Annotated in this window: 15 protein-coding genes; 5 read left to right on the plus strand and 10 right to left on the minus strand. The window is 42.8% G+C overall.

Annotated features, from left to right (window positions below):
• Nucleotides 1-123: 123 nt before the first annotated feature.
• The 3 genes from EJN84_RS08630 to hcp form a co-directional block, all read right to left on the minus strand.
• Nucleotides 124-2373 (minus strand): patatin-like phospholipase family protein, encoded by a 2250-nt coding sequence (locus EJN84_RS08630; protein WP_129595045.1) that lies wholly within the window; start codon nt 2371-2373, stop codon nt 124-126.
• 119 nt (nt 2374-2492) lie between these two features.
• A complete protein-coding gene (locus tag EJN84_RS08635) occupies nt 2493-2822 on the minus strand; it encodes a cupin domain-containing protein (protein ID WP_129595046.1) in 330 nt (109 codons plus the stop codon).
• A gap of 22 nt (nt 2823-2844) precedes the next feature.
• A complete protein-coding gene (gene hcp / locus EJN84_RS08640; protein WP_129595101.1) occupies nt 2845-4494 on the minus strand; it encodes a hydroxylamine reductase in 1650 nt (549 codons plus the stop codon).
• A 169-nt stretch (nt 4495-4663) separates the two neighbouring features.
• Here hcp and EJN84_RS08645 point away from each other — a divergent pair, with 169 nt between their 5' ends.
• Genes EJN84_RS08645 through EJN84_RS08660 form a run of 4 tightly spaced genes read left to right on the plus strand, consistent with a single transcriptional unit; the run spans nt 4664 to nt 9037 of the window.
• Nucleotides 4664-5338 carry a Crp/Fnr family transcriptional regulator gene (locus tag EJN84_RS08645; protein WP_129595047.1) on the plus strand — a complete coding sequence of 225 codons (675 nt, stop codon included), beginning with the start codon at nt 4664-4666 and terminating at the stop codon, nt 5336-5338.
• Between the two features lie 4 nt (nt 5339-5342).
• Nucleotides 5343-5522 carry a hypothetical protein gene (locus EJN84_RS08650; RefSeq protein ID WP_129595048.1) on the plus strand — a complete coding sequence of 60 codons (180 nt, stop codon included), beginning with the start codon at nt 5343-5345 and terminating at the stop codon, nt 5520-5522.
• A gap of 52 nt (nt 5523-5574) precedes the next feature.
• On the plus strand, nt 5575-8037 hold the full coding sequence (gene ccsA / locus EJN84_RS08655; protein WP_129595049.1) for a cytochrome c biogenesis protein CcsA: 2463 nt from the start codon (nt 5575-5577) through the stop codon (nt 8035-8037).
• 22 nt (nt 8038-8059) lie between these two features.
• On the plus strand, nt 8060-9037 hold the full coding sequence (locus EJN84_RS08660) for a Gfo/Idh/MocA family protein (protein WP_129595050.1): 978 nt from the start codon (nt 8060-8062) through the stop codon (nt 9035-9037).
• 1180 nt (nt 9038-10217) lie between these two features.
• Here the strand turns inward: EJN84_RS08660 and EJN84_RS08665 are convergent.
• The 6 genes from EJN84_RS08665 to EJN84_RS08690 form a co-directional block, all read right to left on the minus strand.
• Entirely contained in the window at nt 10218-11681 is a 1464-nt protein-coding gene (locus tag EJN84_RS08665) for an amino acid permease (RefSeq protein ID WP_129595051.1), read from the minus strand.
• Nucleotides 11682-12176: 495 nt separating this feature from the next.
• Complete coding sequence (locus EJN84_RS08670) at nt 12177-12830, minus strand: DUF2202 domain-containing protein (RefSeq protein WP_129595052.1); 654 nt, start codon at nt 12828-12830, stop codon at nt 12177-12179.
• Nucleotides 12831-12935: 105 nt separating this feature from the next.
• The gene (locus tag EJN84_RS08675; RefSeq protein ID WP_129595053.1) at nt 12936-13247 is read right to left on the minus strand and encodes a hypothetical protein; all 312 of its coding nucleotides are present in this window, start codon (nt 13245-13247) and stop codon (nt 12936-12938) included.
• 11 nt (nt 13248-13258) lie between these two features.
• A complete protein-coding gene (locus EJN84_RS08680) occupies nt 13259-13828 on the minus strand; it encodes a hypothetical protein (protein WP_129595054.1) in 570 nt (189 codons plus the stop codon).
• Nucleotides 13821-14114, minus strand: coding sequence for a hypothetical protein (locus EJN84_RS08685; protein ID WP_129595055.1), 294 nt, complete (start codon nt 14112-14114; stop codon nt 13821-13823). The genes EJN84_RS08680 and EJN84_RS08685 overlap by 8 nt, the downstream gene beginning before the upstream one ends.
• Before the next feature lie 44 nt (nt 14115-14158).
• Nucleotides 14159-14710, minus strand: coding sequence for an RNA polymerase sigma factor (locus tag EJN84_RS08690; RefSeq protein ID WP_101487709.1), 552 nt, complete (start codon nt 14708-14710; stop codon nt 14159-14161).
• A 2144-nt stretch (nt 14711-16854) separates the two neighbouring features.
• Here EJN84_RS08690 and EJN84_RS08695 point away from each other — a divergent pair.
• Nucleotides 16855-17307, plus strand: a complete 453-nt coding sequence (locus EJN84_RS08695; RefSeq protein ID WP_129595056.1) for a hypothetical protein — start codon at nt 16855-16857, stop codon at nt 17305-17307.
• Between the two features lie 33 nt (nt 17308-17340).
• Here EJN84_RS08695 and der read toward each other — a convergent pair whose 3' ends face one another.
• The gene (gene der / locus EJN84_RS08700) at nt 17341-18654 is read right to left on the minus strand and encodes a ribosome biogenesis GTPase Der (RefSeq protein ID WP_129595057.1); all 1314 of its coding nucleotides are present in this window, start codon (nt 18652-18654) and stop codon (nt 17341-17343) included.
• Between the last annotated feature and the right edge of the window lie 17 nt (nt 18655-18671).

Below are 18671 nucleotides of genomic sequence, written 5' to 3' on the forward strand. Positions count from 1 at the left end.
GCTGCTATTTGATTGCAGCTACAAAAATAATTTACCCTCTTACGATAAGCAAACAAAATAGATTAACACTGTTTATTTATCGACAAACGTGAAGGAATCGGCGATCAATCGAGTTTGTCGTGGTTAAAAATAATACCCGATACCCAAAAAAGCATGTATTTTTTTTGTTAATTCTGAATATCCGGCCTCAATGGAAAATGGTCCCAGCACGGTCATGTAGGAATATCCCAAGTTGATGCCCTTAAAATATTGACCATTGAATATGTGAAGAGGTTTATCGTTTTGAGCCAGTATATGTAGATTTGCATATAACCACTGATTTTGTGTTATTTCATATCGAAGGTTTGCCTGAAATTTGAGGATAGAATGATTCATTACTTCCATTCCGCCCGATCCGGGAAGCGAAATTTGTTGCGTGAGATAATTCCCGTCGTATTTGCCTCCGGCAAAATTTCGATAGATAGCAGGAATGCTGTCCTCTGCATTGATGATGGTTCTGCCGGTGATTTCGGGAGTAAGAAATATATGTTGCCCTATTTTAAACGGTTTCGTCAATTTCAGATTGAGTACATTAAGCGGGAGCTTATGATTCATTTCGTAAAAATTGTCGGTGAGCATTGCGTATCGGAACAAAAGGTAATGGCCTGAGGTTGGAAAATAACTTCTATCGAGATTATCGAATGTGCCTTCCAAAAAATAATTGATATATAGTTTGTTGTCAAAGCCTGTTTTTTGCAGATCGATATTGTTGGACAGAGTAGAGAAGAAATAGTAATTGTCAAAATTTACGCCGAGATGCAGTTTTATGTTTCGGAAATAAAATTCGGAAAAATTAAGATCCATCGTGTTTTGAGTTACTCCAAAGCTGTAGGATCTTTGGCCCCGATCGAAAATATTTATTTCATTACGTCGGAGGCGGTAAGTAATGCCTCCACGGTAGAAAATTCCACGATTGAGATAATAATCGATCGTCAAATAAGGATTTTTGCTCAAGCGAGCCGTTATTTCCATCACCGAGTTGAACGATGCCCCTCGTCTGATAACCGTGTTGGCCAGAATGGCAGCAATATCGTCCGTGTCAAATCGCAGGCCGAGATTCAGCGTTTTGAAATCCTTTTTTTCGACTCGGAAAAACAGGTCGAAAGGAGGTTCACCTTTCAATTCGTAGCGTACACTGTTGAAAAAGCCTGTGCCATAGATTTGCGAAGTCAGCGTTTCGAGTTCTTTTCGTGTGATTTTGTTATTTTTGATGTGGATCGATTTGAGCATGCTTTGTTCTTCATCGGGAGTAATGCCACTGAAATGAATGCTCCCTATTTCGAGAGAATCCATTTCGATGAAAGGATTTTTTTCTTTTCGATCAGGCAGTTTTTCATCCGTTATGCCTAATTGAGATTTCAGGGACATCAGTTCGTCCCATTTTTCGCGTGTGGCCTTTTCCCCGCGAAAAATGATCGTATCTATCGAATTTCTCTCGAAATCCATCATCCCGTAAGGATGCAAATCGGCTGAAATCAACAGATCGGTATTTCTGATGTTTTCGTCGAATTTTTCTTTGCCGATGAAATTGCTTAATCCCGAAATCACTTCGAATAATGTACCTCGGTTTTTATCCTTTTCCTCATCGCCGGGGGGCATCACTACTCCAATCACGATATCTGCGCCCATTTTCCGTACCAGATCGACCGGATAATTATTTATGATTCCTCCATCGATGAGGAGCATGCTGTCTATTTCCACCGGGGCGAACATTCCGGGTATTGCCATGCTGGCTCTCATAGCTTGTGCCAGAATACCTTGTGTGAGATCGACTTCGCGCCCTGATCTTGTATCGGCTGCCACACATCCGAACGGGATGGGTAGTTGATCGAATTTCATAGCGTCTTGAAATCCGATAGTTAAGTTCAAAAATAAGTTATCCAGGTTTTGACCCTTTACCACGCCGGAAGGCAAGCTTACCTTCCCGGATTTCTGTTTGAGTTGAAGTTCGTAGGGCAGCGAAACGATGTATTGATTGGCATTTTCTTTCAGGTAAGGTGATAAATTTTCGCGATAAACATTATCTGTGAGCAAATAATTCCAATCTTGCGTTTTGGCAATCGAATCCAAGTCCGATGCGCTGTATCCCAAAGCATAAAGCCCGCCGATGATGGCGCCCATACTTGTTCCTGCAATATAATCGATGGGTATTCCGGCTTCTTCCAATACTTTTAGAGCTCCGATGTGAGCAAAACCTTTGGCTCCTCCACCCGAAAGCGCAATCCCAACTTTTTTGCGGGATTTCTCTTGTGCGGATATTGGCGTAGCGAATGTAAATGCAAGAAATACAGTTATAGAAATCAGACGTAGAAAATGATATTGTGATGGATTCATTGTTGAGCCATTTGATGATACAAAAATAGCTCAAAACCTTAAATCCTACAATTGCAATTTGTTAATTCTTTGAATGATTTAAAATTATATACTTGCAGAACATTCGGGTTGTTTCTCCCTTATTCTTCTCCTTTAATCATGGTCAGCAGCATTTTGAAACGTTCAACGGCTTTTACCGAATGGGGATGATTGGCCGGCAAAATTATGCAGTTGCCCTTGTTCAGCAAATAGGAGTTTGCGTCGATGCAGATTTCGGCTTTGCCATCGATTACCTGCAGCAATGCGTCGTAATTGGCCGAATGCTCTGTCAAACCTTGATCTTTGTCAAACGAGAAAATCGTAATGTTTCCCGCTTTGTTTTTGGTTACTTGTTTGCTCACAACTCCGCCCTCTGCATATTCCACAGCGTTCTCGAGATTGATTACTTTCGCTTTTTCGAATGTTGTCATGATGATAATAATTGATTAGAAATTAGTTGCCAAGCAGTATTTTCATATCTTCGTCAACCGTAGTGATGCCTGCGATGCCGAAATTGTTTGCCAAAACATTCACCACGTTAGGTGAAAGGAATGCGGGAAGCGTTGGTCCCAAATGGATATTTTTCACGCCCAGTGAAAGCAGTGCCAGCAACACGATCACTGCCTTTTGTTCGTACCATGCAATGTTATAGGCTATGGGGAGCTCATTGAGATCGTCGAGGCCGAAAGCATCTTTCAGTGCAAGAGCAATGCGCACCAGCGAGTAACTGTCGTTGCACTGACCGGCGTCGAGCACGCGGGGAATCCCGTTGATGTCTCCCAGCGGAAGCTTATTGTAGCGATATTTGGCACATCCGGCCGTCAGAATGATGGTGTCTTTCGGCAGTTTTTCGGCAAATTCGGTATAGTAATTTCTACCCGACATGCGTCCGTCGCATCCTCCCATTACGAAAAATTTACGAATTGCACCCGATTTTACGGCTTCCACAATCTGACCGGAAAGACTGATAACTTGGTGATGAGCAAAACCGCCGACAATTTCGCCTCTCTCGATTTGGGTAGGAGGCGCACATTTTTTGGCATGTTCGATGAGTGCCGAAAAATCTTTCGGCTTGCCGTCCTTTCGATCCGGAATATGTTTGAATCCGTCGAATCCCGAAGCTCCGGTCGTGTAAACTCGATCGATATAGGTGGCCGATTTGCGGGGAGGAACAATGCAGTTTGTCGTGAAGAGAATGACACCGTTGAAGTTTTCGAAATCTTCGGTTTGATGCCACCACGAACTGCCATAGTTGCCGACAAAATGACTGTATTTTTTGAATGCCGGATAATAATTGGCAGGAAGCATTTCGCTGTGAGTATAAACGTCCACTCCCGTTCCTTCGGTTTGTTTCAGCAGTTCTTCCATATCTTTCAGATCATGTCCGCTGATCAGAATTCCGGGATTGTTGCGCACCCCCAGATTCACTTTGGTGATTTCGGGGTTTCCGTAATTCGACGTATTGGCTTTGTCGAGCAATTCCATCACTTTGACTCCGTAACTGCCCGTTTCGAGTACCAATGCCGTTAATTCGTCTATCGAAAGCGAATTGTCGGTAGTAGCAACCAATGCACGCTGCATGAAAGCATAAATTTCGCGATCTTCGAATCCCAGATTGAACGCATGTTCGGCATAAGCAGCCATGCCTTTCAACCCATAAATGGTAAGTTCGCGCAGCGATCTCACATCTTTATCTTCGGTGGTCAATACACCCACTTTCGGAGCTTTCTCGTTCATTTCTTTTTCGGTTTCGCCTGTCCAATAGGCTCCGTCGAAGGTGATATCGTTTGTTTTTCCTCCTGCCGAAACAAGTCTTTCCCGCGCCGTGTCGCGCATCTGATAGGCCATCAAAATTCGTGTAACGAAACGGTTCTTGTCGAAATTGGCGTTGGTGATCGTCATAAACAGACTATCGGCAATAAACCTGTCTATTTCGGGGATTTCAATATTCAAGGCTCGCAATCTCACCATATAATGCGAGATGCCTTTACACAGATACGTCAACAAATCTTGCAGATTTGCCACATCGGAAGTCTTTCCGCAAACGCCTTTCAGAACGCATCCTTCATTCTTTGAAGTTTCCTGACACTGAAAGCAAAACATTTTGTCCATTATTTTTTTGTTTAGTTCGACGATTTATTTTTTACTGCTGCAAAAGTAGATGGTTTGGCAGGCTAAAGATGTAACCGAAGTTACAAACCTAAGAATTAACAAATTTTACTTTTCGGAAAATCCGTTATGTTGAAAGATGGCACTATCTTTATTCAATAAAATGGATTCACTTCAGGAATACGATTTATCGACGTGTTCGTTATTTGACGGAATGACAAATGATGAATTGGACGAATTCGTTGACAAATCGGTGTGCGAAATATGGCACATCGATAAGGGCGAGCGTGTCGTACGTCAAAACGACCTCATTCGTTATCTTATTCTTTTGGTAGATGGTTTGGTGCGTACCGAAATGATTACGAAGGAAGGCAATGTTCTCGAAATCGAATTCCTTGAACCGATTCGGCCACTGGCTCCGGCATTTATTTTTGCTGCCAACTGTCGTTTCCCTGTAGATGTGATTGCGATGCAACCGAGCGTTTTTTATCTGATAGAGAAGAACGTATGGCTTGCCGAAATGATGAAAAACGAACGGCTGCTTACCAATTTTCTGAGATTCAATTCGAATATGACTGTTTTTCTGTCGAATAAGGTGCAAATGATGTCCATCAAAAGTCTGAAAGGTAAACTTTCCCTTTACATCCTCGAAAATACGACCCCGCAGCAACCTTCGTTCGTGATGAAACGCACGCAAACGCAATTGGCAGAATATTTTGGTGTTCAACGTCCGTCGTTGGCGCGTACCATCGGCGAAATGATCGAAGAAGGACTTATCACGCTGCAAAAGAAGACGCTCACCGTCATCGATCGAAAAAACCTTGAGGCAAGCATCTGAAGAAATGGGAAAATTGGGAGGCGATTTCAAGGTTTATCGATTTAATGATTTGTGGATAACAGAATTTACGGTGAATAGTTTTTGCCCTTATTACCAATCACCCATCACCGGCCTTACCCCACATCAGCAGGTGTCTTTTGGCTTTCAATTCATGACAAATATTGAACGATTTCGCTTTCGATAAAAAATTATCGAGTAATTTTGTAATATAGTATTCAATATCAACTTTTTTGACGATGCCCAAAATCATTCGTTTTTTAGCGACCTATCGTGCAACTATCATTTTTCTGTTGATCTATGCTTTGGGGTTGGCATTGGCAACGCTCATCGAAAAATATCTCGGCACTCAGGCTGCCAAAATGCTGGTTTATTATTCACCTTTGTTTTTCCTGCTGCAATCGCTGCTGGTTGTCAATTTTATACTGATTCTCGATCAACACGAATTTATTCAAAAACGACGTTGGGCACTTGTTGTAGTACACGTAGCGTTTATCGTTATCCTGATTGGCGCTTTCATCACACATGTATTTGGCAAAGAAGGGACAGTACACATTCGCGAAGGCGAAACGACAGATCAAATGTTGGTACATTCCAATCGAGGAATGCGTTTCGAAAAATTGCCATTTATGCTCCGGCTAACCGATTTTGAATTGATTCGTTATCCGGGTTCCGAAAGTCCATCGTCCTACGAGAGTAATCTTCGCGTGCAACTGGGCGACAAATCGTTTGATGCAAAGGTTTACATGAATCATGTGCTTGACGTGAAAGGGTATCGTTTTTTTCAGGCATCCTACGACGAGGACGAAAAAGGTACGGTGCTGTCAGTGAATAAGGATGTTGCCGGACGCACCATTACCTACTCGGGATATTTCCTGCTATTGGTTGGCTTTGTGATGGTTTTCACCACCAAAAATTCACGATTTCGTCAACTCGCCGGTCAATTGAATGAAGTGCGTTCGACCATTGCAAAAATTATCCCTATTATTTTATTGATAGCGATCCCAACTTTTTCGTCAGCTCAGGAAAAGACGATAGCTAATGCCGTGCAAGAAGCGGCAATCGATCGCAATCATGCAGCAAAGTTTGGCGCACTGCCCGTGCAGTCGAACGGACGTATTGAACCCGTCAATACCTTCTCTTCCGAAATTCTGCGAAAAATCTATAAACAGGAGCAAATTGGAGATTTCAATGCCGACCAGTTTTTGCTCAGTTTTCTTGCCTTTCCCGAAATTTGGACACAAACTCCCATTATCGCCATTCCAAGTCAAGAGATTTCGGCCAAACTTCAGTTGCCCGAAGATTATGCTTCTTATAATCTATTCTTCGACCGGCAGGGAAATTACCGTCTGTTGACACCATTGCATCGAGTTTATATGAAATCCCCATCGGAACGAGATTCTTTCGATAAGGATATGATGAAACTCGACGAACGGGTAAATATTATTGACCGCTTGCTTCATCACGGCATGCTTGCCATCTATCCCGATCCTCAAGATTCAACGGGTAGATGGGTCGCGCCCGGAGACAGCCTTTCCACTTTTTCGGAAGCCGATTCTTTATTTGTCCGACAATCGTTTGCCAATTATCTGGCGGATGTACGACAGGCTTCGCAAAACGGTAACTGGAGCAAGCCCGACGCTTCGCTTCAGTCGATTAGCGATTATCAAATCCAAAACGATAAGTTATCACTCATCCACCCTCAAAAACTCCATGCCGAAATTCGTTACAACGAATGGAAAATTTTCGATCGCTGCAAAATTGGATATTTTATCATGGGCGGATTGTTGCTGATCTTCTCCTTCATTCAAATGTTGAAAAATCGTCCACGCCCGGCTTCGCTTTCGAAAGTTGTGAAAATCGTCATCGTTGCAGTATTTCTTTTTCATGGTTATGGGATTGCCCTGCGGTGGTACGTTTCCGGCTACGCCCCTTGGAGCAATTCGTATGAAACAATGGTTTACGTTGCTGCCGTTACCGTATTGGCAGGAATGATTTTTGGTCGAAAAAGCACTATTACACTTGCTATGGCAACGGTTTTTGGCGGCATCATCCTTTTTGTTTCCGGATTGAACTGGATGGATCCGCAAATCGGGAATCTGGTTCCCGTACTCAAATCGCCGTGGCTTATGTTTCATGTTGCCGTCATCGTTGCGGCTTACGGATTTCTGGGCGTCGGTTTCCTGATCGGGATAGTCAATTTACTGCTGATGACTTTCACAAAGCGCAATCGTCTGTTGGCTTATCGTATCAAAGAACTAACCCTCATCAATCAAATTACGCTCATGGTGGGGCTTGCACTATTAACCATCGGTACATTTTTGGGAGCCGTTTGGGCAAACGAGTCGTGGGGACGATATTGGGGCTGGGACCCGAAAGAAACTTGGGCACTCATCACCATCGTCGTTTACACGGTGGTAACCCACATCCATTTGGTGAAAAAATGGGACAGCGACTGGTTGATGAATTTACTTTCCGTATTGGCATTTTCGTCGGTATTGATGACATTTTTCGGCGTGAATTATTTTTTAAGCGGGATGCATTCATACGGACAAATCGACGCTATGTCAAATATATTTTTGTATATTGCACTTGTGTTTGCATTCATTGGCATTTTGGGGGTGATTTCTCATCGCGGGAAATTTCTGTATGAAGAAGTCTTCAAACATCAAGATTTGCATTCCGAACTTCTTTATTTCTAACTTCTCATTTCTTTTAAAAAACATGATTCACTGGGGATTTATAGGATGTGGCAGCGTTACCGAAAAGAAAAGCGGACCGGCTTTCAGCAAAATTGAAGGTTCGGAGGTAGTTGCCGTGATGCGACGCGATGGTGAAAAAGCTCGCGATTATGCACTCAGACACGGAATCGGAAAATGGTACGACAATGCCGATCAGCTGATTCACGATCCGGATGTTGAGGCCATTTATGTAGCCACACCTCCCGGATCGCATGCCGAATATGCAATCGCAGCCATGAAAGCCGGCAAACCGGTGTATGTCGAAAAACCGATGGCCGCATCGTATGCCGAGTGCGTCGAAATCAACAAAGTATCGCAAGAAACGGGAGTACCCTGTTTCGTAGCCTATTATCGAAGAACCTTGCCCTATTTTAAGCGTGTAAGGCAACTGCTCGACGATGGAGCTTTGGGAAAATTATCGTCCATTCAGATTCGATTTGCTATTCCGCCTTACGAAGCCGACTACGACAAAAATCACTTACCCTGGCGGGTTAGAAAAGAAATTGCCGGCGCCGGATATTTCTACGATTTGGCTTCTCATCAGTTCGATTTACTGGATTTTCTTTTTGGTCCTATCGAGAGTGCAGAAGGATTCGCAAATAACATTGCCGGACTGTATGAAGCGGAAGATTCGGTGAATGCTGCTTTTCGTTTTGCGTCGGGACTTTCGGGAAGTGGAAGTTGGAGTTTTGTTGCACCTCAAAATACACGCACCGACTTGATCGATTTTGTGGGAACAGAAGGAAAACTAACTTTCTCCACATTCGAATTTACACCTATAAAGTTGGAAACAACCGAAGGCATTCAGGAATTTCGGGAAGAAAATCCCGAAAATATTCAGTATTTTCTGATCGAAAGCATTGTGCGATATTTGAATGGCGATGGCAATTTACCTGTTAGCACGGGCATCTCTGCTGCACGCACCAATTGGGTGATGGATCGAATCTTGGGGAAATTGTAATTAGGAAAATGCCCTTCGTGAGGTAAAATCTCATCCCCAAACTTATGGATAATGGATAATTGAGAATTTAAGAAAGAAGTGAAAAAGTTGGAAATAAGAATTTTAAATTACGAATTTTCGTTTTGTTTGTTCTTTTTCTGCCGGTGTGGATATTCATTTGTACAACGGCAAGAGTTCTGCCTTTCAGGCAGAGATTGCAGGGACGTCTTTGTCCGCAGGTCGGTGACCTGCGGTTATGAAGGTTATTGCCTTTCAGGCAAAGGTTAGCCGGTGAATTGAAGGCTTCGACTGCGATGGATATGTATCGAGAATAGTTCCAGCTTGAAAAGCCGAATTTTCATAACCACAGAATTTATTCTGCGGCATGAATCGTCGTCGGAAACCTGCCTGAAAGGCAGAACATTTATTTGCCACGAAGGCGCAAAGACGCGAAGTCCTCAGATTATCGGAATTCATCAGTAAATCGATAAATTATCAAATCAATCAATTGTACATTGTGCATTATCCATTATCAATTGACTCTTGGGGCTTTGCCCCAAACCCTACATACTTTTTTGCCTTGATGCTAAAAAGTATGCAAAAAAGATCAAGACTGCATCTCCTCATCGACCCGACAGCTGCTTGTTCGCTAAAAGACAAATAACTCTCCGTCAGCTGACGGCTCAAACAGCTTGTCTTTTGCCTGACGGCACGCTCTCTGCGCAGATCGGGTGCCCCGATGAAGAGATGAGGTCGGGACAATAATGGATAATTGACAATTGATAATTGAGAATTAACAAGAAGTCAGAAGTAGAGGAATATCATAACCCCTGCACTGCCTAGCGGCAGTGCTTGTCCCCTTATCTTAAGGGGACAGTTATATGGCAAGTGTGATCCGACTCCCCTCTTAAGATAAGAGGGGTACCACCGAAGGCGGGGAGGTGTTATGAATTAATTAAGAATTTAAGAAAGAAGTGAAGAAGTTGGAAGTGGGGAATATCATAACCCTTGTGTTGCCTGACGGCACGCTCTCTGCGCAGATCGGGTGCCCCGATGAGGAGATGAGGTCGGGAAAATTAATTGAGAATGGACAATGGGACCGGAAAAGGATGAGCGGAATTTTAGTCATAAGCCGGCTATCCGTAATTCATGAGGAAAACGCAATTTTTATCTACCCACACTATTTCACATAGAACTAAACTTATTCAGTCCGATGATTATGGTTTTCCATTCGTACTCTACTATGTTTGCGACCGTACGAAAAATAAATCACAAACCCGATCAACATCCATCCGATCAAACGAATCCAGGTATCTTTGGGTAAAGCTGCCATCTGAGCCAGACAAATGAGCGCGCCGAGCACAGGCACGAACGGAACCCAGGGAGTACGGAAAGCTCGAGGTGCATCCGGCTCTTTTTTTCGAAGAACGATCAGTCCTAAACATACAATCACAAATGCAAGCAAAGTCCCAATGGAAACAAGTTCGCCCAACAACCCGATGGGTAGAAAACCCGCAAAAAGAGCAGCGAACAGACCGGTTACAATGCTGGTGAGATAGGGCGTTTTGTATTTTGGATGTGTTTTTGCAAAACTTTTCCAGAGCAACCCGTCATGTGCCATCGAGTAAAACACGCGGGACTGGCCAAGCAGCAGCACCATGACTACCGAACTCAGTCCTGCGATTGCTCCAATTTTGATGAAAGGACTCAACCAGGCTAACCCTTTGCCGGTTGCATCGATCGCTACGGCTATCGGAGCAGGAACATTCAATTCGGTATATTTCACGATTCCGGTCATGACAAGGCTTACAGTCACATAAAGCAACGTGCAAACAGCCAGCGAAAGCAAAATGCCTTTCGGCAGATCGCGTTGGGGATTGACGGCTTCCTGTGCGGTAGTCGAAACGGCATCGAATCCGATATATGCAAAAAACACAACCGCTGCACCGGTGAGCACGCCCGTCCACCCAAATTCTGAAAATTTGCCTGTGTTTTCGGGTAAAAACGGTTTCCAGTTCTCTACGTCGATATACGAAATTCCGAACCCGACAAATAACAGGATCACCCCCACTTTGACAATCACGATGATGTTGTTGAAGCGTGCCGATTCTTTGATCCCGATTACCAACAGAGTTGTCATCAGAGCAATGATAAATACCGCAGGAAAATTGATGATGGCTCCTGTTTGGTACCAGCCATCGGGGCCGTATGCAAACGGACTCTGACAAATAGTTGCCGGTAAGTGAATTCCAAAATCGTTGAGAAAACTGATCACGTATCCCGACCAACCTACGGCTACGGTAGCAGAGCCGAACAAGTACTCCAAAATCAGATCCCACCCGATGATCCATGCCACAAATTCGCCCAAAGTAGCATAACCGTATGTGTAGGCGCTTCCCGAAACGGGAAGCATCGAAGCAAATTCGGCATAACATAAGCCGGCCAATAAACAGCCAAATGCGGAGATGATAAACGAAATCGAAATTGCCGGTCCGGCATGAAGAGCGGCAGCCGTCCCGGTGAGCACGAAAATCCCTGCCCCGATGATGGCCCCAATCCCAAGTAATACGATATTGGTGAGATCGAGATGTCTTTTTAAACTGTCTTCCTGCGCTTGTTGGTTTATTTGGTAGAGACTTTTGCGAGCAATCAGATCTTTAAGCATAAAATTTCAAATAGATTGTTTTTTCGATAGAATGGTTTCATATTTCTATCAATAGTTGCGCAAAAGTAATAAAAATATATTTATTGCAGAATATGTTTAACTTTAATCGGAGGCTGTCGAAGTTGGAGAAAGAATTAATTGATAATTGAGAATGCACAATGAATAATTTACCGATTTACCGATGAAATTCATACCTAATGTTCCCCTAAGATAAGAAGATAAGCTCTTCCGCCAGGCAGCTTAAGGGGTAGCAATATTTTCCGATCTCATGTTGACGCACAATTTGTCGGGTGCTCTGTAAACGTCCCGACCTGACAGATTCCCAAAATCTGTCAGGTCGCACATCATCTCACGTTTGTGAAGCGTGCGATATCAATCTGTTTTTTTTCGATGATCGAATATGAAGCAATTTTATAGAAATACCGAATACCTGTATTTTACGTAAAGACAAACTGACAGAATATCAAAGTGAAATAGAAACAAATCTACGTTCGATCAGTTCGCACCTATTATTTCGGCATATTCTGTTTGAGATAAAATAGAGGGTTGATAAACCACATTTCTGGAGGAAAGATTTTTTACAAATGCTCTCAGATGGTTTTTTGAACCATTCAATAAATTGGTGTAAACCCTGACGATGTACATGTTGCCTGTTTCGGAAATTAATTTTTCCAAATCGGCAATATCATATTCTTCGATAAAAGCTCCAATTTTTAATGCTTCCACTTCATTCACACCCTCCGACATGAACTTATTATAAAGATTTTGAATGTCGGCATTTTCAAAAACTCCCAATTCATTTGATGCAGGGTCGGTTAGCTTGTAAGAGTTTATCAACCAAAGGACTGCTTCCATGTGTTTTGATTCACTATTCGCAATATTTGCAAAAACGCGTAATCCAAATTTATCGTAGAAAGAAGAATACACATCATGTGCCATTTTTTCTTCTTCCCGCATTAACATTAAGCCCTCTACTTCCTCAGGAAGGAGAGTCGCCGTATCGGATAAAATTTGAGCTTTCAGGGTTTCGGACAAAACTGCCGATTCTTGCCCCGCAATTGGCTCAAATTGTTCTGTATTGTTGTCGCAGGCAATCAGCAGAGACGATGTTGCCAAAATAAACGATACCAAGATTGTTGTCTTCATCATTTTGATGATGTTATTCGATTGTTATTTGATGACCGTTGAAAGTTCTCCGTTTTTTTCTCGCAGGAGGGAATTAAAAAATATTCCCCACCTGCGAGCCAAAATCGATTATCGATTGGTCCTTTGGGCATTGTTTCGTCGAAATCCTTGTCCGTTTCTTTGTCCGGTAGCGTTTCCATTTTTTCTGCCCGAACCATCGAGAAGTCGTTGGGTGCCGTTTGCTGCAGAATTGCGTGGCGTTCCGTTTTCGAAGTTATCGCAAGTCCCATTGTTGTTATTATCCACAAAAGCCTTGCCTCGTTGGGTGTTTGTGGCAGTTTCCTTATTCGTTTGCTTTTGTGTCTTACTTTGGTTTTGTGCGTCGGCTACACCGATAAATGCGACCAAAGCCAGTGTTAATAAAAATCCTTTTGTTTTCATTGTTTTTAATTTTAATTGGAGTTGTTATTATTAATTTGATTATTTCCACGTCCAAATCCTTGTCCGTGTCGGTAACCACTTCCGTTTCCGTTCCGCATTAAATTGTTGGCGCCATCCTCATAAAATAGCGGTTCGAAAGCGTTTTGTAGTTTTATGGCTTGTTCTTCATTGCAAATATTCTTCAATCCCAGATAAAAGGCATTGATCTGTTGTTTCAATTCGGCGTGATGTTCGCCGATTTTTATTGCCAGATCATTCACCTTCAGTGTATCAACATTCGATTTATTCAATTCGATAAACATTTCGCGTTTCATAGAGTCGATATCGAAAATCAGCATCCTTGCCGTTTCCTGAAAAGGGTGGTTCAATGCACGGAATTTATCCATCTGTATATCATCAAAACCCAGTTCTTTACGGAAAAATCGCCCATTAATGGGGGTAGTGTTCGTTGAGGGAACTATAATTTCCCCATTCTCTGCTTTTTTCCGATAATCAAGATAGAGTATCGTCCCGATTGTCGTCAGATTAAGCAAAGCCAAAAGAACTATCACCCATACCAATATTTTGGTCGTTTTATTCATAAGCCGCATCCATATAGTAGATTAGATTTTCTATCTGAGAGTCATTGATATTCAAAGCCATTCTGTCAATTCTATGTTCGTCGTAAATTTTCCCTATCGAAACACCCATTCTCATCACGAGTGCAATACTTGCAGCCACCACGAGCAGTCTGAAAAAGTAAACTCTTTTGTTTAACGGGGCATTCTCGGTCGCTATTTTCGACATGATCCTCGTTGACAGAAAAGGGTTCGATTCCACCTGCTTTTCTTTTTCGATTACTTTGTCTATGACATCTTCTGTTTTCATTTTCAGGATCGTTGTATTTGTTAGACAATTCAATCTTAATTTTCCTACTGCAGACGGGATAATTTTTTTTGAAGATTTGCTTTCGCTCGCTGCAAGAGCTGTTCTACAGCGCCTTCACTTATTTTCATAATATCTGCAATTTCCCGTTGCGACAAATCGTCATACTTACTCAGAACGAATGCTGTACGTTGTTTTTCCGGCAAATTGTCGATCGCATTTCGAACCATTTTATTTCTTTCGTCGCTTTCCAATCGTTGATGGGCATTTTTTTCATCCGAAGAAATATTCAACAATGCTTTTAAATTTTCGCCCGTATCTATCAACAATCGGCGTAATTTATTTCTGTTGACAAAATTGATAGACGTATTCACCGTAATTCGATAAAGCCATGTTGAAAATTCCGATTTTTCCTGAAAAGCCGACAAGGAACGAAAAGCCTGAATAAACACTTCCTGAGTAATATCTTCGGCATCCTCTTTCGAATGAACAAATCCCATAGCCGTGCGAAACACCATTCCTTGATGCCTGTCAACGAGGATTTTAAATGCGTTAGTATTTCCGGACAATATTTCTTTGATGAGCTGTTGTTCAGACATTCGAAAATGTAATTTTATGTGTTAGACAAAGGAAATAAATTTTTCCTACGGTAATATTTCGATATGGACAACATTTTAGGTTCTACAAGAAATAGAGAAATGGGAAGTAGAGGAATAAGGGATAATTGACAATTGACAATTAACAAGAAGTCAGAAGTAGAGGAATATCATAACCCCTGCACTGCCTAGCGGCAGTGCTTGTCCCCTTATCTTAAGGGGACAGTTATATGGCAAGTGTGATCCGACTCCCCTCTTAAGATAAGAGGGGTACCGCCGAAGGCGGGGAGGTGTTATGATGTAATGGATAATTGACAATTAACAAGAAATAGAGAAATGGGAAGTAGAGAAATAAGAATTTTAAATTACGAATTTTCGTTTTGCTTGTTTTTTTGCCGGTGCAGATATTCATCTGTGCAACTGCAGTACTTTTATTCGCCACGAAGGCGCAAAGACGCGAAGTCCTCAGATTATCGGAATTCATCAGTAAATCGATAAATCATCAAATCAATCAATTGTACATTGTGCATTATCCATTGACTCTTGTGGCTTTGCCCCAAACCCTACATACTTTTTTGCCTTGATGCAAAAAAGTATGCAAAAAAAATCAAGACTGCATCTCCTCATCGACCCGATAGCTGCTTGTTCGCTAAAAGACAAATAACTCACCGCCTTGCGGCGGCTCAAACAGCTTGTCTTTTGCCTGACGGCACGCTCTCTGCGCAGATCGGGTGCCCCGATGAGGAGATGAGGTCGGGACAATAATTGACAATTGATAATTGAGAATTAACAAGAAGTCAGAAGTAGAGGAAGATCATAACCCCTGCACTGCCTGTCGGCAGTGCTTGTCCCCTTATCTTAAGGGGACAGTTATATGGCAAGTGTGATCCGACTCCCCTCTTAAGATAAGAGGGGTACCGCCGAAGGCGGGGAGGTGTTATGAATTAATTGAGAATTTAAGAAAGAAGTGAAGAAGTTGGAAGCGGGAATTGAAAATTACGAGTTACGAATTACAGAGAATCATCAAATTATCGAATCGGTAAATTATGCATTATACATTATCCATTGATTCTTGGGGCTTTGCCCCAAACCCCACATACTTTTTGCCTTGATGCAAAAAAGTATGCAAAAAAGATCAAGACTGCATCTCCTCATTGACCCGACAGCTGCTTGTTCGCTAAAAGACAAATAACTCTCCGTCAGCTGACGGATCAAACAGCTTGTCTTTTGCCTGACGGCACGCTCGCTGCGCAGATCGGGTGCCCCGATGAAGAGATGAGGTCGGGACAATAATTGACAATTGATAATTGAGAATTAACAAGAAGTCAGAAGTAGAGGAAGATCATAACCCCTGCACTGCCTGTCGGCAGTGCTTGTCCCCTTATCTTAAGGGGACAGTTATATGGCAAGTGTGATCCGACTCCCCTCTTAAGATAAGAGGGGTACCGCCGAAGGCGGGGAGGTGTTATGATGTAATGGATAATTGAGAATTAAAGAAGTTAGAAGTGGAAATTTTAAATTACGAATTTTCGTTTTGTTGGTTTATTTTTGCCGGCGAAGATATTTATCAATGCAGCGACAATAGTTCTGCCTTTCAGGCAGCATATGTTTGTTGTATCTTTGTCCGCAGGTCGGCGGCCTGCGGTTATGAATGTTATTGCCTTTCAGGCAAAAGTGAGCCTGTGAATTGAAAACTTTTTTGGCTTGAAAAGCCGAATTTTCATAACCGCAGAATTTATTCTGCGGCATGAATCCTCGTCAGAAACCTGCCTGAAAGGCAGAACTTTTATTTGCCACGAAGGCTCAAAGACGCGAAGTTGGCTTCGTCCTCAGAATATCATAACCCCTGTGCTGCCCGGCGGCACGCTCTCTGCGCAGATCGGGTGCCCCGATGAGGAGATGAGGGCGGGAAAGTACCGGAGAATGGTTAATGAGAAAAGAAATGAGGGAGGGAACGGGTTATCCGTAATTCATGAGGCAACCTCAATTTTTATCTACCCACACTATTTCACATAGAGCCACATTTTATTGGAGGTTGGAGATTGGAGATTGCGGGTTGGTGTTCGATCCAAAAAAAGAGACAAATTTTGAAAGGGTGGCGTGTCTATTAAAAAATTATGATGTAAATTTGTGGAAAAAGAAGAGTTATGAACGAGTTAATCATCAATTACAGGATTTCGAAACGTTTGCAAATCGCTTCGATTGTTGCGGCAGGCTATCTGATTGCGATTTCGGCAGGTGTGATTATTTTCAGGATTCTTCAACATAAAATCGATTTCTATTTTTATTCGGGCCTTGTAGGCGTTTTGCTTGGAGTGCTGCTTATACTGCTTGTTACGACGCTGCAGCATGCGCTGATGATTGTTCTTGACAACGATGCGTTCCATATCGATTTGCCTGCACAAAAAGTAAAAGGATCCATTTTGTGGGAAACGGTCACGCAAGTAGGCATCGGGCTCAGTTATCTGACAATGCACACTACTGCGGGCAAAAATTACAAAATCGATTTGGAAAATCTGAAGTACAAAGACCTGCGAGACATCAAAACCCGACTGATTGAGATTTGTGAAGCAAAAAAAATTCCCTACAGCAACATGTAGGTGTGGTATCGGCAGGACACCTTTTCCATCCGCCTATTTTTCTCTGAAAAATATGTTGATGGGTGTGCCGGTGAAGTCCCAGTTTTCACGCATCCTGTTCTCGATAAATCGGCGATAAGGTTCTTTGACCCATTGAGGCAGATTGCAGAAGAATACGAAACTTGGCACAGAGGTATTGGGCAATTGAGTTACATACTTTATTTTGATATACTTTCCTTTGTTGGACGGCGGAGGAGTTTGCTCGATGATAGGAAGCATCACTTCATTGAGTTTGTGTGTGGGCACTCTCCGTTGTTTATTTTGATACACCATTTTGGCCGTATCCATCACTTTCAGTATGCGCTGTTTGGTGAGCGCCGATCCGAAAATAATTGGAAAATCGGTGAAAGGAGCAAAACGATTCCGAATGGCATTTTCAAAAGTTTTTATCACAATGTTGTCTTTTTCTTCCACCAAATCCCACTTGTTGACCAAAACTACCACTCCGTTACGGTTTTTCTGAATAATCGAAAAAATACTCAAGTCCTGACTTTCAATACCTCGCGTTGCATCGAGGAGCAAAATGGAAACATCGGCATTTTCGATGGCACGAATGGACCGAATCACCGAAAAATACTCCAACTCTTCCGTAACCTTCGATTTTTTGCGAATTCCGGCGGTATCGATCAGATAAAAATCCATCCCGAATTTGTTGTATCGGGTATAAATAGAGTCGCGCGTGGTTCCGGCAATATCGGTTACGATGTTCCGATCTTCACCCATCAAGGCATTTATTATCGACGATTTGCCTGCATTCGGCCTTCCTACAACTGCAAACTTCGGGATATCGGCCAACGGTTCTTCCTCGCTTTGCTTCGAAAACAACGAAAGAATCCGATCCAACAAATCACCCGTTCCCAAGCCATTAACTGCCGAAACGCTGAACGGATCGCCCAATCCGAGCGAATAAAATTCGGCAGATTGATGTCCCAATTCAAAATTATCGGCTTTGTTGGATACCACAATAACCGGCTTACCCGACTTGCGCAGTATCGAAGCAACACCGTTGTCCAGATCGGTCAACCCGTTGGTAACATCCACTACAAACAGAATTACATCCGCCTCTTCAATAGCAACGCGTACCTGTTTATTGATTTCGTCCTCCATCACATCATCGGAGTTTACAACCCAACCGCCGGTATCGACGATCGAAAATTCCTGTCCTCCCCACTGAACTTTGCCATACTGGCGATCACGAGTGGTGCCGGCTGCTTCGCTCACAATTGCCCGTCGAGTTTGTGTCAGTCGATTGAACAAAGTCGATTTGCCCACATTGGGGCGTCCCACGATAGCTACTATATTTTGCATAAATTTTTGTCTGATTT

This window comes from Seramator thermalis (genome assembly GCF_004138125.1).
GTDB classification, from domain to species: Bacteria; Bacteroidota; Bacteroidia; order Bacteroidales; family Dysgonomonadaceae; genus Seramator; species Seramator thermalis.

Bases quoted from the DNA above. Each gene is read 5' to 3' on its own strand.
- EJN84_RS08630 (WP_129595045.1), bottom strand. From the start codon at position 2,373: ATGAATCCATCACAATATCATTTTCTACGTCTGATTTCTATAACTGTA.
- EJN84_RS08635 (WP_129595046.1), bottom strand. From the start codon at position 2,822: ATGACAACATTCGAAAAAGCGAAAGTAATCAATCTCGAGAACGCTGTG.
- hcp (WP_129595101.1), bottom strand. From the start codon at position 4,494: ATGTTTTGCTTTCAGTGTCAGGAAACTTCAAAGAATGAAGGATGCGTT.
- EJN84_RS08645 (WP_129595047.1), top strand. From the start codon at position 4,664: ATGGATTCACTTCAGGAATACGATTTATCGACGTGTTCGTTATTTGAC.
- EJN84_RS08650 (WP_129595048.1), top strand. From the start codon at position 5,343: ATGGGAAAATTGGGAGGCGATTTCAAGGTTTATCGATTTAATGATTTG.
- ccsA (WP_129595049.1), top strand. From the start codon at position 5,575: ATGCCCAAAATCATTCGTTTTTTAGCGACCTATCGTGCAACTATCATT.
- EJN84_RS08660 (WP_129595050.1), top strand. From the start codon at position 8,060: ATGATTCACTGGGGATTTATAGGATGTGGCAGCGTTACCGAAAAGAAA.
- EJN84_RS08665 (WP_129595051.1), bottom strand. From the start codon at position 11,681: ATGCTTAAAGATCTGATTGCTCGCAAAAGTCTCTACCAAATAAACCAA.
- EJN84_RS08670 (WP_129595052.1), bottom strand. From the start codon at position 12,830: ATGATGAAGACAACAATCTTGGTATCGTTTATTTTGGCAACATCGTCT.
- EJN84_RS08675 (WP_129595053.1), bottom strand. From the start codon at position 13,247: ATGAAAACAAAAGGATTTTTATTAACACTGGCTTTGGTCGCATTTATC.
- EJN84_RS08680 (WP_129595054.1), bottom strand. From the start codon at position 13,828: ATGAATAAAACGACCAAAATATTGGTATGGGTGATAGTTCTTTTGGCT.
- EJN84_RS08685 (WP_129595055.1), bottom strand. From the start codon at position 14,114: ATGAAAACAGAAGATGTCATAGACAAAGTAATCGAAAAAGAAAAGCAG.
- EJN84_RS08690 (WP_101487709.1), bottom strand. From the start codon at position 14,710: ATGTCTGAACAACAGCTCATCAAAGAAATATTGTCCGGAAATACTAAC.
- EJN84_RS08695 (WP_129595056.1), top strand. From the start codon at position 16,855: ATGAACGAGTTAATCATCAATTACAGGATTTCGAAACGTTTGCAAATC.
- der (WP_129595057.1), bottom strand. From the start codon at position 18,654: ATGCAAAATATAGTAGCTATCGTGGGACGCCCCAATGTGGGCAAATCG.